At 36.7% G+C, this 16,827-nt stretch carries 9 protein-coding genes; 4 read left to right on the forward strand and 5 right to left on the reverse strand.

Going from position 1 to position 16,827, the window contains the following annotated elements:
- Window positions 1-118: 118 nt before the first annotated feature.
- The 4 genes from MKS83_RS04130 (at window position 119) to MKS83_RS04145 (ending at window position 7,873) form a co-directional block, all read left to right on the forward strand.
- On the forward strand, window positions 119-3,727 hold the full coding sequence (locus tag MKS83_RS04130; RefSeq protein WP_240582084.1) for a DUF4450 domain-containing protein: 3,609 nt from the start codon (window positions 119-121) through the stop codon (window positions 3,725-3,727).
- A gap of 155 nt (window positions 3,728-3,882) precedes the next feature.
- Window positions 3,883-6,018, forward strand: coding sequence for a hypothetical protein (locus MKS83_RS04135; protein ID WP_240582085.1), 2,136 nt, complete (start codon window positions 3,883-3,885; stop codon window positions 6,016-6,018).
- A 278-nt stretch (window positions 6,019-6,296) separates the two neighbouring features.
- Complete coding sequence (locus MKS83_RS04140) at window positions 6,297-7,340, forward strand: GntR family transcriptional regulator (protein ID WP_240582086.1); 1,044 nt, start codon at window positions 6,297-6,299, stop codon at window positions 7,338-7,340.
- Between the two features lie 89 nt (window positions 7,341-7,429).
- Window positions 7,430-7,873 (forward strand): nuclear transport factor 2 family protein, encoded by a 444-nt coding sequence (locus MKS83_RS04145; protein WP_240582087.1) that lies wholly within the window; start codon window positions 7,430-7,432, stop codon window positions 7,871-7,873.
- Window positions 7,874-7,990: 117 nt separating this feature from the next.
- On the opposite strand, the gene MKS83_RS04150 is transcribed toward MKS83_RS04145, so the two are convergent.
- The 5 genes from MKS83_RS04150 to MKS83_RS04170 all read right to left on the reverse strand — a co-directional run bounded on the left by MKS83_RS04150 (window position 7,991) and on the right by MKS83_RS04170 (window position 16,819).
- Window positions 7,991-9,145 carry an alpha-hydroxy acid oxidase gene (locus MKS83_RS04150; RefSeq protein WP_240582088.1) on the reverse strand — a complete coding sequence of 385 codons (1,155 nt, stop codon included), beginning with the start codon at window positions 9,143-9,145 and terminating at the stop codon, window positions 7,991-7,993.
- Window positions 9,146-9,224: 79 nt separating this feature from the next.
- Complete coding sequence (locus MKS83_RS04155; protein ID WP_240582089.1) at window positions 9,225-10,610, reverse strand: FGGY-family carbohydrate kinase; 1,386 nt, start codon at window positions 10,608-10,610, stop codon at window positions 9,225-9,227.
- Between the two features lie 261 nt (window positions 10,611-10,871).
- Entirely contained in the window at window positions 10,872-12,152 is a 1,281-nt protein-coding gene (locus MKS83_RS04160) for a sugar isomerase (RefSeq protein ID WP_240582090.1), read from the reverse strand.
- Window positions 12,153-12,388: 236 nt separating this feature from the next.
- Window positions 12,389-14,491, reverse strand: coding sequence for a bifunctional aldolase/short-chain dehydrogenase (locus tag MKS83_RS04165; RefSeq protein ID WP_240582091.1), 2,103 nt, complete (start codon window positions 14,489-14,491; stop codon window positions 12,389-12,391).
- Between the two features lie 249 nt (window positions 14,492-14,740).
- Window positions 14,741-16,819: a RagB/SusD family nutrient uptake outer membrane protein gene (locus MKS83_RS04170; protein ID WP_240582092.1), complete on the reverse strand. Its 2,079-nt coding sequence runs from the start codon at window positions 16,817-16,819 to the stop codon at window positions 14,741-14,743.
- Window positions 16,820-16,827: the final 8 nt, after the last annotated feature.

Genomic DNA, 16,827 nt, shown 5'->3' on the forward strand with positions numbered 1-16,827 from the left:
GTATTAGAGATGTCACACTGAGCCTGTCGAAGTGCCTTTAAATATATTAGTTATCAATTTTATATATCTAGTTCTATTATTACTAAAAAGACCCGTAAAATTATTTTAGAGAATTAAAATGCGCAGAAAAACCCTATTCGCCGGACTGATCGTTTTATCGGCAATTTCACATTCTTATTCCCAGTTGAAACATTGGCAGAATAACGAGCGTGAATTGCATTATAAAGAAGACAAAGGTGATTTTTTATTGGTCAACGGAAAATATCGTTTCAATCGTGCATTATACGGAGATAACCGCGCTTCCAGAGTTGAAGCGGGAGATTTGCCGGAATTTGCACTCTATCTTCCGGGGATGGGCGGAAATCTTCAGTTTATCATTCAGAAAGGAAATTCAATTAAAAAATTAATTAATGCTGATAAGATTGAAACCCGTTATCGACCGGGTTCGATGCTGTATGAAATCAAAGACCCAATTCTTGGGACCGGAATTTTAAAACTGACCGTTTTGGCTCAAGCTAAAGAAGAAGGTTTGGTGGTGAAAATGGAAACTGTCAATATAGATTCGTCAACAAAAATCTATGCAATTTACGGCGGAGCGAGCGGAACGACATTCAGCAGAAACGGCGACATTGGTGCAGACCCGGAATCCGGATTTTATCTGTTACCTGAGTATTGTCTGAATAATCAGTTTCAGGCTTTAAAGAACCAGTTTCAGTTGAATTATTTAAATAAAAAAAAGGAAACTCAAATGGTAAACGGGAACTTTTCAAATGTTCCTTTTTTGCAGATGACCGATGCAAAAACATTGGAAAACCTTCCTGCTTTTACTCAAAATAAAATAGACAAATCACCGATTATTTACGCTACTTATTCTTCGCAACAACAACCTATTTTTATTCAGGTTGCGAAAGGAAAATCGGGTAAAAACTTTTCAGATGAAGAATTAAAAAGCATTTTCAATGAAGCGGAGAAAGCCCGTATATCATTAACCAACAGAATTCAATTAAAAACTCCGGATGCAGATTTAAATAATTTCGGAGCCAATTTAGCCGTTGCCGCAGACGGAATCTGGGAAAGTCCGACTTTTCTTCACGGCGCTGTTGCCTGGAGAATGCGACTGAATGCTTGGCGTGGCGCTTACACAGCTGATGCGTTGAGTTGGCACGACAGAGCGAAAGAACATTTTGAAAGTTATGCCAATTCGCAGGTTTTGAAACCCGATTCTGCGCCTGTAGAAATGGATACTTTGCTCCATTTGGCGAGAAGTGCGGAGAAAATGGGAACTTCGGTTTTTTCAAGCGGATATATTTCCAGAAACCCGAATGACAACACCAAACCACATCATTACGATATGAATCTGGTGTTTTTTGACCAACTATTTTCGCATTTCAATTATACGGGAGACAAAGAATTTCTAAAGAAAATGTGGCCGACGATGGTTCGTCATATGGATTGGGAAAAACGAAACTTCAAGCGTGATGATTTGTATGATGCGTATGCAGCGATTTGGGCAAGCGATGCGCTTCAATATTCCGGTGGAAAAGTGACGCATACTTCGGCATATAATTACAGAGCCAACCGTGAAATGGCGAAACTGGCGAAAATCATTGGCGAAAATCCTCAACCTTACCAAAAGGAAGCTGATGCGATTTCAAAAGCAATGAAAAACGAACTTTGGATTAAAAACAAAGGCTATTTTTCAGAATATAAAGATGCTTTAGGTAATCAAATCGTTCACGACAAGCCGGGAATCTGGTCGATTTATCACGTTTCGGACGCGTTTATTTTGAATGAATTTGAGGACTATCAGAATTTACAATACATCAATAATCACACACCGAAAATTCCGATTACGGTAAAAGGTGCGGACAATAAAGACTATTTTACTTTAGCGACCACAAATTGGCAACCTTACGACTGGTCGATTAATAATGTTGCTTTGGCGGAGAATTTACAGACCGCTTTGGCGTATTGGCAAGCGGGAAGAAATGAAGATGCCTACCAGCTTTGGAAAGGAAATCTGTTTGAATCGATGTATTACGGCATTAGTCCGGGGAATTTCGAACAGCTTTCACATTACGATGCATTTCGTGGAGAATTATACAGAGATTTTGCAGACCCTATTGGCGTTGCTTCCAGAACGTTGACAGAAGGACTTTTCGGAGTTAATCCGAATTTATTAGAAAATAAAATCAGCATCAAACCTGGTTTTCCAAAAGACTGGAATTCTGCCGAACTGAAACTTCCGGATTGGGAATATCAGTTTAAAAGAAGTTCGAAAAAAACGGAATATTTATTTAAATCAAAATATCAGAATCCTGTAACGTTGGAAATGCAGATTCCTGTTAATCAGCCTAATATCAAATCGGTACAAGTAAATGGCAAAAATGTGAATTGGAAAGTTAAACCTAATTCTATTTTACAGCCAATTATTCAGTTTGAAACTCCGAAAGGAAAAAATTTTAAAATTGAAATCAATTATTCCGGAGAAAAATTGAAAAACGAACAAACAGATTATATCAATTATATTTCTGAAAATCTCCAATTAAATTTTGATTCAAAAAAGAAAATAAAACAGGTTTACGACCCACAAGGACTAATTAAAAATTCCCCTCCTCTGGAGGGGTGGATTCGACCAAAGGGAGAAGACGGGGTGGTTAACCACACAATCAATTTAGACGACAAAGAAAGAAAAGGAACTTTTTTCGTACAAATCGAGCAAAACGGAACGACTTGGTGGCAACCTATAAATGTAGATATCCGTTTTCCTTTGGAAACAAAATGGGCCAATAAAAAGCTGCAGATTCAATCTAAATCATCGAATCCAATTAATGGAAAATTGAATATTAATGGTTTAAATAAAACTTTCAATATTCAAAAAAATCAAAGTGTATCGATTGAAATTCCTCCTAATTATTTAAGCAAAGGAACTAACTCCATCGAACTAGAATACAATGAAATTAAACAAAATATTGAAATTACAGACTGGAAAATTGAAAATCAAGGTCAGTTCAACACGATCTCATTAGCCTCAAAATATAATGAAAAAGTCACTGAGATTTTTAATCAGAAATATCTTTCACCAAGATTGAAAGTCCCTACTCTGCAGCTTCCTTGGCAAGGAATCGGAAACTGGTGTTATCCATTAATCACGACTCAAATCGACGATAACGGATTGATGAATAAAAGAAAAAACGGGAAGGTTGATTTCCTTGGAATTCCTTTCCTTATTGATAAAGCAGATAAAAATATTGTTTTTACAAGTCAATGGGATAATTATCCGAAATCGGTTGAAATCCCTGTTTCAGGTAAAGGAAAGAAAATCTATTTCCTGGTGGCAGGTTCTACGAATCCTATGCAGTCGCAAATCATTAACGGGAAAATTACCGTTCAGTATGTTGATGATTCAACTTCCGAATTGGAACTGAAAAATCCTGTGAACTGGTGGCCGATTGAGCAAGATTTGTTTGATGATAATTTCGCTTTTGAGATTCCGGATGATAAAATTCCGTACCGTGTAAAACTGAAGACTGGAGAATTGTACAAAGGCGGAACTTTGAGTAAATATTCGAGCATCAAAGGATTTACAGACCGTCAGGTTGATGGTGGGGCTGCAACAATTCTGGATTTGCCGATTGACCAAAATAAAGAATTGAAATCTGTGAAATTAACAGCCGTGAGCAATGATGTGGTGATTGGAATGATAAGTGCGACGGTTTTAAAATAATTGTAAATAAAAATATAACTGACGATTTGTCATTCCGAGGAACGAGGAATCTATTAGAAAATTGAGATTCTTCACTGCACTTCTGAACTACGTTCGTAAACCTTCAGTTTATGTTCAGAATGACAAACGTGAAAACATAAAATAAAAATTTAAAAATGAAAAAAATTGCAATATATCTAAGTCTTTTCTGCATCGGGTTTTCGTCCCTGAATGCCCAGAAAATCGACCGTAAAAAAGTCGTTCAGCGACATAATATCGTTAATGTAAAAGCAGATACTTTATCAACTTTAACGGTTGGAAACGGAAAATTTGCCTACACTGTTGACATCACCGGAATGCAGTCATTTCCTGAATATTATAAGAATGGGATTTCTCTTGGAACGCAGTCAGAATGGGGCTGGAACAGTTTTCCGAATACCGAAAATTATAAATTTGAGGAAACTTTAAAACCTTATGATTTTAATAATGACGGTCGAAAAGCGTTGTACAGCGTTCAAATTAAAGAACCTGAACGTAACAAAAAAGCCGTTGAATATTTTAGAGTCAATCAACATCGTTTGCAGTTGGGAAATGTTGGGATTGAACTGATTAAAAAGAACGGTCAAAAAGCACAGGTTTCAGATATTCAAAACATCAATCAGAAAATTGATTTGTGGACGGGAATTATTACAAGTGAATTTACTTTGGAAGGAACTCCTGTAAAAGTCTGGACGGCTTCTTTCCAGAATTCAGATAAAATCGGTGTTAAAATCGAATCGGATTTGGTAAAGCAGAAGAGACTCAAAGTTTTTGTAAAATATCCTTATCCAAGCGGACAGTTTTTGGATGAAGCGGCTTTTTACGGAAACGCTGATAAACATTCGACAAGAATTGTTTCATCAAACTCAACACAGGGATTAATTGAGCATCAGTTGCAGACTGCGGATTATTTTACGCAAATGTATTTTACCGATGGAAAATTAAGTGAAGCAGGAAAACATTATTTCGTTTACGAACCTTCTTCAGCAAACAAAACGGTTGAATTGACTGTGGAGTTTTCAGAGAAAAATCAAAAATTAAGTAAAAGTTTATTTGCTGATGCTGAAAAAGAAAGTATTTCAGGTTGGAAAAACTTCTGGGAAAGCGGTGCAGCCGTTGATTTTGAAGGAAGTACGGATAAAAGAGCCAACGAACTGGAACGCAGAATTATTCTGTCTGAATATTTAACCAAGGTTCAGTGTGGAGGAAGCAATCCACCGCAGGAAACAGGGTTGACATTTAACAGCTGGTACGGAAAACCACACACCGAAATGCATTGGTGGCACGGCGTTCACTTTGCTTTGTGGGGAAGACCGGAAATTTTGGAAAAACAATTGGATTATTATTTCAGGTCATTTGATAAAGCTAAAAAATTAGCGGAAAGACAAGGCTACAAAGGAGTTCGCTGGATTAAAATGTCGGATAATGATGGTAATGAAAGCCCGTCTTCCGTAGCCGCATTTCTGATCTGGGAACAACCGCATTTGATTTACATGACCGAACTTTTGTACCGTCATAACAAAGACAAAAAAGTGTTGGAAAAATATAAGGATCTGGTTTTTGCAACAGCAGAATTTATGGCTGATTTTGCCACGTATGACAAAGAAAAAAATCGTTATAACTTAGGAAAAGGAGTAATTCCAGCACAGGAGGTTTTTCCTGCGAAAGATACTTATAACCCGACTTACGAAGTAGCATATTGGGATTGGGCTTTGAAAGTCGCTCAGCAATGGAAAGAAAGATTGGGTGAATCGAGAGATAAAAAATGGGATGACATTATTTCAAAACTGGCTCCGCTTCCGGTTCAGGACGGGGTTTATTTATCTACAGAATCCGCAAAAGATTCATTCACATTTCCGAAATGGATGACCGATCATCCTGCGGTTTTGGGTGCATTAGGAATGGTCCCTGAATCTCCGAAACTGGATAAAAAGATTATGAAAAATACGTTGGATATCGTCTGGGAAAGATGGAACTGGGAACATACATGGGGTTGGGATTTCCCAATGACGGCAATGACGGCAGCAAGATTAGGTCTTCCTAACAAAGCTCTGGATGCTCTATTTATGGATATTCAAACCAATATGTATCTGAAAAACGGACATAATTTTCAGGATGGAAGACTGAGAATTTATCTTCCCGGAAACGGCGGCGTTTTAACCACGGTTGCAATGATGCTGGAAGGCTGGGACAATTCTACCGGTGAATTTCCGGGCTTTCCAAAGGATGGTTCCTGGAAAATAAAAGCAGAAGGTTTTAAGAAAATGCCTTAATTTTTTTCACATTCATATAGTTCAAAGTCTGTTCTGAAAAGAGCAGGCTTTTTCATTTGTATCAATTCAAAGGTTTAAAACTGATAATTAAAATCCATTGATTCCCTTCTTAAATAAACATATTTCTTACATTAATTTTAGTTGAATAATTGTATCGTTATTAATTCAACATACCTAAAGAATAACTTATAAAAAATTCGTAACTTGTCTCCCATGATTGTAAGTCAAATTTTAGAGTTATTTCTTAATTTGATGCTAAATTCCTTTTATTTAAAGCCATGGCAGAAACATTCGAAATTTACATTAATGAACATTCAAGAGTGCCGAAATACAAGCAGATTGTAGACTCTATTCTGAATGGAATTGATGGCGGAGAGATCCAGATCGGAGAAAAAATCCCTTCCATCAATGAGCTTAGTGAATCCTGTTTTCTTTCACGAGATACAGTAGAAAAAGCCTACAAAGAGCTGAGGAAAAGGCAAATTATCGAATCTGTAAAAGGCAAAGGATATTACATTTCCCGTGTGAATAAAAATGATATCATCAATATCTTCTTTCTGATCAACAAACCGAGTACCTATAAAATGATGATCTATAATTATTTCGTCAATGCAATCGGTTCCAAAGGCAATGTAGAGATGTATATTTACCATTGTGATGAAACGCTTTTTATCAATTCATTAAAGAAGAATCTTGGCGGTTTTGATTATTATGTCATCATGCCTCACTTCCGCGATGAACAGTCAAAACATACGAGCTCCACACAGGAAGTGATTAATATGATCGAAAAAATTCCGAAGAATAAACTGCTGATACTGGATAATACCAAACCTAATATTTCAGGGGAATACGGCTCCATTTTTCAGGACTTTGAACATGATATTTATGACGCTTTGAAGGAAGGTCTGGATAAAATCAGGAAATACGAAAAAATTATCTTGGTATATCCTGATAAATCGATTCATCCCTATCCTTTCCGTATTGTACGTGGTTTTGAGAATTTTTGCAGGGATTTTAAACTGGACTATGAAATTCTGGATGAAATCTATCCTGATATGGAATTACAGAAAGATATTTTCATTATCATTCGTGAACGCGATTTGGTGAATCTGGTAAAGCAGGTAAGACAAAATAATTTAAAATTAGGCGAGGATATCGGAATTATTTCCTACAACGAAACCCCTTTGAAAGAATTGTTGGGAATTACTGTAATTACAACAGATTTTAAAGCGATGGGAGAATCTGCAGCGTACATGATCTTAAAAAATAAAAAGGAGTCTGTGAATAATGTATTTAAATTTATTCAGAGGGATTCTCTTTAAAATGTAATTCCTTACATAAATTCATTCTAAAGCGCAATCGATTGCATAATATGCTCTAACAATAAATACCTTTAAAACTATATTCAATTATGATTAAAAAATTAATTTTTGCCATAAGCTTTATATTGGCAATTACCGTTTCAGCGCAAAAAATCAATGATAAAGATGCAGTGAATGCCGTTGCTGAAAAATTAAGATTAGCCATGATCAGTGGAGAAAAATCTGAGCTAGAATCTTTAATTCTACCGGAATTAACTTATGGCCATTCCGGAGGTCATATTGATGATGCAAAAGAATTTGTAGAAAAATTAGTCAGCAAAAAATCTGATTTTTTAACTATTGATATTACGAATCAAACGGTAAATATTATTGGAAATACGGCAATTGTACGTCATCATTTTTATGCAACGACTGCTGATGAAGGAAAAGCTCCGGGTGATGTGACACTGGATATTTTATTAGTTTGGGCTAAAGTAAAGAACGACTGGAAATTGTTGGCAAGACAGGCGGTGAAATCTGAAAAGAAAAAGTAATCTCAAGATTCTAAAAATAAAAAACCACAAAGTTAGCTTTGTGGTTTTTGTCATTCTGACGAAGAAAGAATCTTTAAAAAGTTTAAGATTCTTCCTTCGTCAGAATGACAGACTGTATTACTTTTTTACTCTAAAGTTTTGCAGCTCTTCCGGCTTTTCACAACATACCTGTTCCATCACCTGTCTGAACTGCATTTTCAGCATTTCAATAATGTGATCTCCCCCTTTATCTCCTAAAGCTCCGACTGCATACATAAAAGTTCTTCCCATAAAGGTAAATTCAGCACCGCAACTCAAAGCACGGGCAACATCAGGACCGGTTCTTACTCCACTGTCCATCATAATTTTAATCTGATTTTTATACTTTTCACTGATTTCTTTTACCACAGCAATTGTAGATTCACCGGCATCAAGCTGTCTTCCTCCATGATTGGAAATAATCATCCCATCAAATCCTAAACGTACCGCTTCTTCTGCATCTTCATCAGAAGCAACACCTTTAATAACCAATTTTCCTTTCCATTTATCACGAATTGCTTTGATTCTATCTGAATTTAATCTACCTGAAAAAGTGGAGTTCATGAACTGTCCCAATTGTTTCACATTCATGTTTTTATCCATGTATTTTTCCATAGTTTTAAAACTCGGAACACCGTGTTTAAGCATTTCCAAACACCATTGAGGTTTTGCCAACGCCTGAGAAACATTTCTGAAATTCAATTGAGGAGGCATTGCCAAACCATTTCTGATCTCTTTTGCTCTGTATCCGAAAGTAGGAACATCCGACAACACACACAATACATCATAACCGGAAGCTTCACAACGATCGAGAATATCATCTCTCAACCACTCTTCTCTCGGGTGATACAATTGATACCAAGCTTTTCCTTCCGTCAGTTCTGCAATTCTTTCGATACTGCTTGTTGTAACGGTACTTAGAATAAAAGGAATATTATGTTTAAAAGCTGCTTTTGCTAAAATTTCCGGAGCGTTTGGCCACATCAGACCTTGCAAGCCAACGGGAGAAATTCCGAAAGGTGCCGAATATTTTACCCCGAATAATTCGGTTTCCATATTCGCTTCTGCATACGTATTATTCAAATAACGAGGACGAAGCAAAACGTCTCTCAATTCGCTTGTATTACGATCTCTGTTGATGTTTTCATTACAGCCTCCATCCAGATATTCGAAGGCAAAACGAGGCATTCTTTTTTTTGCTCTTTCAATCAATAATTCAAGAGAAGCGTAACGGGTATCGAATGGAAATGACATAATTAGTTGTTGATTGTTTGTTAATAGTTGTTAGTTTTTGAGATTTTGCCATCACCTGATAACCAACAACTAAAATATTTTATACATTAAGAATTAAAGGCTGAAGTACTTTCATCTGATAATGCTGCTGCAAAAAAGTATCATCGATTTTCTTATTTGAAATCACCATGGAAGCCCCCAGTGCAGAACCCAAAGGAGAATGCGTAGACATCACATGATAATCCTGGAAATGGTGAGACATCAGCTTCATGAATACATCATTATCGGTGAATCCGCCATCAATATAAATGGTTTTAATCTCTGAGTTTCCAATCGCATTTTTAATGGTATGAATCTGTAAATCCATTAATTCGATCATTAATTGATGATAGGCTTCTTCAAAAGTAGCAAAAGAATTTAAATCTGTTGCGCTGATCATTTTTCTTTTTAAAATAATGCCTTCAAAACGGAAATATACCGCTTTGTGTTTCATTAAACGAAGATACAACTCCTGATCGAACTGAACTTCTCTGTGGAAACCATATTCTTTTCCATAATGAGCACATAGTTTTTCAACCTGAATTTTGTACTCATTTCCCATGAAAAACCGGGAGGCTTTCACCCGTTTCCCATCTATCCGCATATAATTCAGACAGTTGTTTTCGATGTCTTCATCAGTTAAGCTTTCATCATTAAACGGATTTAAGGAAATGCTCCAGGTTCCTGTGGAAAGCAATAAAAACGGTTCTTTTTTACTTAAAATATAAGGTAAAAGTGCTGAAGAACTGTCGTGAATTCCAACACCTATTTTAATTTTCTTGTTTCTGTAAGAAGTATTGATGCTCGCAGAAGTCGGTACAATCGGTGGCAATAAGGCATCGATTTCTTCTTCGTATACCCAGTCATGATAATCGGCTTTGTCATAATCCCACAAATTGGTGTGGCAGCCTATGGAAGTAAATTCCGACACACAAATTCCGGTAAACAAATAGGATAAATACTGAGGTAAATGAAGACTGTAACGGATCTTTTTAAATACTTCAGGATGTTTATATTTTAACCAGAATAATTGCAAACCAGAGTTCAGCATTCCGGCCTGAGGAGAAGCCGTTTCACGGGCAATTTTCAGTTTGCTGCCGTGTTTTTCGTAAAACAGATCAAGAATTTCCTGATCCATCGGTTTGGTATAATTGTACAATGGTGTCAGAACATTTCCTTTCTGGTCCAGATGTACAAAACTTGCTCCATAGGTAGAGAAATTTATGGCTTTTACTTCATAATTTTCATCATCCAAAATGGCATTAAAATTATCTTTAATCCAGTTTTGTAAGGCAGCAAGGTCTTCTGTAGGATAGCCATCTTCATCTGTTGTGAGCGGCAGTTCTGTGTACTCGCGAACGACCTCTTTATAATTTTTATCAAATAAAAAGAATTTTTTATTGGTCTTTCCAATATCAAATACGATGGTTACCTTTTTTTTAGACATTCCTGAGATGAATTAAATTGTATATGATGAAACGAAATAATTTCTTTTCAGATTGGTTTTACATGTGTATTTCATTTTACACCATTAAGGAGTGTTCAGATATTAAAATTTATTAAGAAAAATCCACTATTTTCTGAGGCGTTATACCTAAAATCCCAATAATCTAAACACTTTCAACCTTAATGATTAAAAAAATAAGGATACATATAATTGAAAACTTTCGATTGCACCTGAAAGTTCAAATTATCAATTTTAAACAGATTATAATCCCGTCGCTTTTACATTCAGCCCTCTTTCAGAGATTAAATGTTCCCTTACTCTAAGGTTTCTGTAAACTGCGATCGGATCCAGTGCTGCACCTGTCTGTAGTCTTGCAGCTCTTAGTAACGGACGAACGTCTGTTCTGTACGCGTTTTGTAAAATCTCCTGCGCACGAACAACGTCATTATTCAATTGAGCATCTTTCAATGCTTTCTGATCTACTAAAAGTGCCTGCGCATAAGCAATTAAAATCGCTTCTAAAGACTGGATCAGGTCTTCCAACGGATCTTTGATGTTATGACTTGCGTCGATCATCCAAGCCGGGTAAGGGTTTTGAGGGTTATTCTCGATTCCGTATACCAATTCGTTAAAGATTAAGAATAACGCATAAGGCTTGATAGATCCTACCGTTAAATCGTCATCTCCATATTTACTGTCGTTAAAATGGAAACCTCCTAGTTTTCCTTTATACATCAATGTCGCAACAATTTGCTCAATGTTTGAATTGGGTAAATGATGCCCTAAATCTACCAATGTATATGCTCTTTCACCGCAAGCATTCGCCAACATGAAAGACGTTCCCCAATCCTGAATGGTTGTTGAATAGAAATTAGGCTCGTAAGGCTTATATTCGATGAATAATTTCCAGTCTTCCGGCATTCCTGCATAGATTTCTTTTAAACTCTGTTCTGTTTTTGACAAAGCATTCTGGAAATTCAACTGTCCCGGAAAACTTGCTCCGTCCGCTAACCAAACGGTTAAGCTTTTTGAGTCTAATTCTTTTCCAATTCTGATCACTTCTTTATTATGTTCCACAGCATACGCTCTTGAATCTTCATTTACGGAATTTAACGATCCAAATTTATAGGAATGTTTTGCATCCGGCTGATCCTGGAACGTGTTAGAATTCATCGCATCAAAAACAAGTCCGTGAAAAGCGGCTTTTTCTTTGATTGCTTTCACATCACTCGGAATATCCCATGGAATATGCAATGAAACGGCTCCTGCAGAATGCGTTAAAGCATGAATTAATCCAACATCATCAAGCTTTTGTTCTAAAGTTGCAGGTTCGCCACCGTAAGAAAATCTTCCGAAACGGGTTCCTCCTGCTCCTAATGCCCAACTCGGAATAGCTACCTGAAAATCGGCAATCTTATTGACGATTTCAGCAACATTTACTCCTGTTTTTGTTAGTTTATTTTGTAGAAAATCAAAATCTATATTAAAATTTTCAACTTCATTTTTATTGTACTGTTCAAGTATTCCTTTTTCTATAATCATGATTTGATTTTTTAAATTTTTAAACTGAAGATTTTATTACAGACTAAAATTAATTTAACCATTAAGATTTTTAAGTTTTTAAGGATAATTAAGAGAAATAAATTTCTTAAGATCCTTACTTAAATTTGCCAGCAAATCCTTACTCTTAATTAATTCCTAAATCATTCTTAATGGTTTAATTTTATTTATTTTCAACATAAATTAATCAGCAATTTAATAATTATCTGTTTTGCAATTTATCTTGGGAAAGCATTTGCCATTCCGCCGTCTACATTGATGATGTTTCCTGTACTCTTATCTAAAATGGCAACACAAGCAAAAACTCCATTGGCGATATCTTCAGGAAGAATAATTTCATTTAATAAGTTTCTTTTTGCATAAAATGCAGGTAATTCTTCAACAGAAATTCCGTTTGCTTTTGCTCTGCCTTCTGCCCAAGAACCTTCCCAGATTTTGCTTCCAACGATAACTCCGTCCGGATTTACAACGTTTACTCTGATCTTATCAGTCGCCAATTCTGCGGCCAATAATCTTGTCATGTGTTGTTGCGCCGCTTTTGCCGTTCCGTATGCCACGTTATTTGGCCCTGCAACTAAACCATTTTTACTTGCAATATTGACAATATCTCCTCCTAAACCTTGTTTTTTGATGATCTCAACACCATTTTTAATCATTAAAAACTGGCCTTTAACCAAAACGTCTTCTAATAAATCCCAGTCCTTTGTGGTAGTATCTTCTAATGATTTAGAAATTGCCAAACCTGCGGAATGAACGATGATATCTACTCCACCGAAAGCTAAAACCGTTTCTTTGAAGGCGTTTGCGATTGCCTGTTCGTTCGTTACATCACACGGAACCCCTACAGCCTGATCTTTGTTGTATTTCGCCGTTACGGAATCCAAAACTTCCTGATTTAAATCTGTGAATACTACCACTGCCCCTTCCTGAACCATTTTATCAGCAATTGCCTGCCCGATTCCGCCTCCGGCTCCGGTTACAACAGCGATTTTTCTTGACAATGGTTTTTCTTTTGGCATTCTCTGAAGTTTAGCTTCTTCCAGCAGCCAATATTCGATGTCGAAAGCTTCCTGTCTTGGCAAAGATGTGTATTCTGAAATTGCTTCAGCACCACGCATTACATTAATTGCGTTTACATAAAATTCACTTGCAACCCGCGTTGTCTGCTTATCTTTTGAGAAACTGAACATTCCCACTCCAGGATAAATGATGATCACCGGATTCGGATCGCGCATTGCAGGGCTGTTCGGATGTTTACACGTTTCGTAATATTCTTTGTATTCTTCTCTGTATTGTTCGAAAAGAGGAGTCAGTTTATTTAAAACTGCAGCTGAATCTGTCAAATCTTCATTTGGAGAGAGACTTAAAATCAACGGCTGAATCTTCGTTCTTAAAAAATGATCAGGACATGAAGTTCCCAATGGAGCCAAACGATCCAAATCGTTGCTGTTAATAAATTCTAAAACGGTATCGCTGTCTGTAAAATGACCTACCATCCTGTTTTCCGAAGAAGCCAAACCACGCAGCAATGGCATGATCTGAGCCGCTTTGATCTTACGGTCAACCGGAGAAAGAGATTCTACTTTCTGACCACCAAAAACCTGTCCGTTTTCTTCAATTTTTTTGGCAATATACTCAGAAGCCATTTCAATAACTTCCAAGCTGTTGATGTAGCATTCATAAGAAGTATCTCCCCAGGTAAACAAACCGTGGCTTCCTAAAACGATTCCTCTGATCCCCGGATTATCATTTAAACATTTTTCAAGTTGTAATCCTAAATCGAAACCGGGACGTTGCCAAGGAACCCATCCCATTGTATCTCCCCAGATTTCTTTTGTGATTTTCTCACTGTCTTTTGCTGCAGCTACTGCAATTAAAGCATCCGGGTGAAGATGATCAATATGTTTGAATGGAAGAAGTCCGTGAAGAGGTGTATCAATAGAAGGCGCTTTGCTGTCCAGATCAAAAATACAATGGTTGAATAGACCTACCATTCTGTCTTCGTCTGCTAAACCCTGATAAACATTTTTTAAGTTTCGTAGCCTTTCGGTATACAAACCTGCAATTCCTTTTCTTGTCAGAGTTCCGATGTCACCGCCTGAACCCTTCACCCACATTACCTCAACATTTTCATTAGTTAGCGGGTCTTTTTCTATGGTTTTGCAACTTGTATTTCCTCCTCCATAATTCGTGATTCTTAAATCAGCTCCCAGAATGTTTGAACGATATAAAAATAAAGCAACTTGATCATCTCCTAAAGCCGCCGCCTTATTTTCATCCCATAGATAGTCTACGTATTTGAATGTTTTTACTTTTTCCATTGTTTGTCTCTTATATTTCTAAATTATAACCCAAAAGTAGATGGTAATATTTGTTACAGCATCCCGTACTATACTGGTAAATACTGATTTTAAAGATAAATTAACGTTTGATTTTTTTTAGCTTAATTTACTTTGTATCAATATTATTGGATTATTATGATTCGTATTTTATGATTTGTTGATTTTTAAAACTTAAACATTAAGAAAAACTGAATTCTCTTAATGTTTAAATTTTCTATGTGGTATTGATTAATATCCAGGAAGCTGGGTCAGATTGGGGTTATCAACCAAAGGATGACCTGCAGATGCTGCGGCGAAAGGAAGTAATTCTGTTTTGTTTTGTACAAATCCATAGAAAAGACCGTCTCCTCCACCTTCGATCCAGTTTGGATAGGTTCCTCCATTTTCTGCCGAGCCTGTTGGTTTGGTATAAATGATATTTCCTATCTGGAGCTGTCCTGCAGAACCGCCTATAAAACCTGCCGTTTTTTTAGCGTTGGTATTAAATGTACTGTTATAAGCCTGGAACATATTGGTAGGATACCATTTGTCATTTATTGTTGTAGTTTGTCCATGTGCTGTTACAATAGCTCTTAATGCAGTCTGATAAGCATCGAAACCTGTAGAACTTGTTGGAACATTTGTAATTGTTGCAATTTCTGAAGGACTTGTAATATCAATATATTTTAAAGCTAAAAATGGATCCCCATACACTTGCGCATTCTTTTCAAGTTTATACAAACGGTAAACGGGAGTACTGGCATATGGTCCTGTTTTGTTTGATAAGTTTTTCATTGCCTGTTTTGTGGCTTCAATTTCACTTGCCAAACGATTCATTCTTATTAAATCTGTACGAAGATTAAACTCTCCTGCAAATTCCCATTTACGCTCCTGAACAATTGCATTTTCAAATGCCTGCTGACCGCTTGGTATAGGCAGTGAACCTATTCCAGCACGAGTTCTCACTTGTTGTAAAGCAGCTGTTCCTGCCGCAGTAGGTCCCCCATTTAAGTAGTTTTGTGTTTCTGCATACATCAATAAAACATCTGCATATCTTAGAATAGGAATATTCAAGTTACGTGCATCTGCCGCCTGAGGTGCCACACACCATCCCATTCTGAATTTACCAGCCATGATGCAGGAGAATGTAGTTCCTGCATTTACCCAGGTATCACTTGCCGTACCGTTGTTTAGGAAATATATACTGTATGAGGTACAAGACACATCCCTTCTCGTATCTCCCTGATTAAAAGACAAATAATAACTAGGAAGTACAAATTGCAATGCTTTTCTGGAACCATAGGTTCCTCCACGAGAGCCTTCATTAGCATATACTCCAAAAGCAGAATTGGTGTTAGCTCCATACTCAGCGATTTGCCACATGATCTCCGGATTGGTTACTGAAAATTTTCTCTGGCAGAAATTGAACCATAATGCCTCGAAGCCACTTTTACCACTTTGGGCCTGAACTAAAGAATTAGTTCCTCCGTTAATAATAGCTGCACAGGCATTATCTGCAATCTGATACAGCTGCTGAACTCTATTATTATCGCTGCGACGAGACATCATTGCACCACTTCCTGTATTAAGATCCCAACGAAGAGAATATCCTGCCGCATATAAGGCTATTCTCGCCAATAAAGCATTAACAGATTGTTTAGTTAAACGTTCTGTAGTAGAATATCCGCTTTGTGCAAAACTTGGCATTAACGACACAGCTTCCTGGAGATCACCAATGATACGATCGTAAATTTCATCGCGTGAAGAGCGTTTAGGGTATAGTGTACTTGGATCATTCGGATCCATCTCATCCAATGGTTTAAAAACTGAAGGAACATCTCCGTAAACACGGATTAAGTTATAATAACAAAATGCACGAATCGCTTTAACTTCTGCTAATAAAGCATCACGTTTTGTACTTGCTTCCATTTTGCTCAATCCGCTCACGGCAATATTGGTTCTTTCAATAACGGCGTACATTGCAGAATAAACTCCTGTTACTGTATTGGGAGTGTAGGCATCAAATTGGTAATTGCAAATATTATATTTTGAATTATTTGTTGAACCGTCTTCAGAAGAGTGAATAACTGTGTCTCCGGCTCCCAGCTGATAATACATTTCTGTTGGAATCAAACCTCTGTAGCAGCCTAATACAAACATTTCTGCCGTATCTATATTATTAAATACCGATTCCGTATCCAAAGAATTATAAGCAGGCTGATCCAGAAAATCATTGCTGCATGAATTCATCAATAGAGCCCCAACAAAAACCGAGGGAAATATGATTATTTTTTTTAAAAATCCGGGAGAATTATATATTTTTTTCATGATTTAAA

It is taken from the genome of Chryseobacterium sp. Y16C (genome assembly GCF_022488405.1).
In the GTDB taxonomy this organism is placed as follows: domain Bacteria; phylum Bacteroidota; class Bacteroidia; order Flavobacteriales; family Weeksellaceae; genus Chryseobacterium; species Chryseobacterium geocarposphaerae.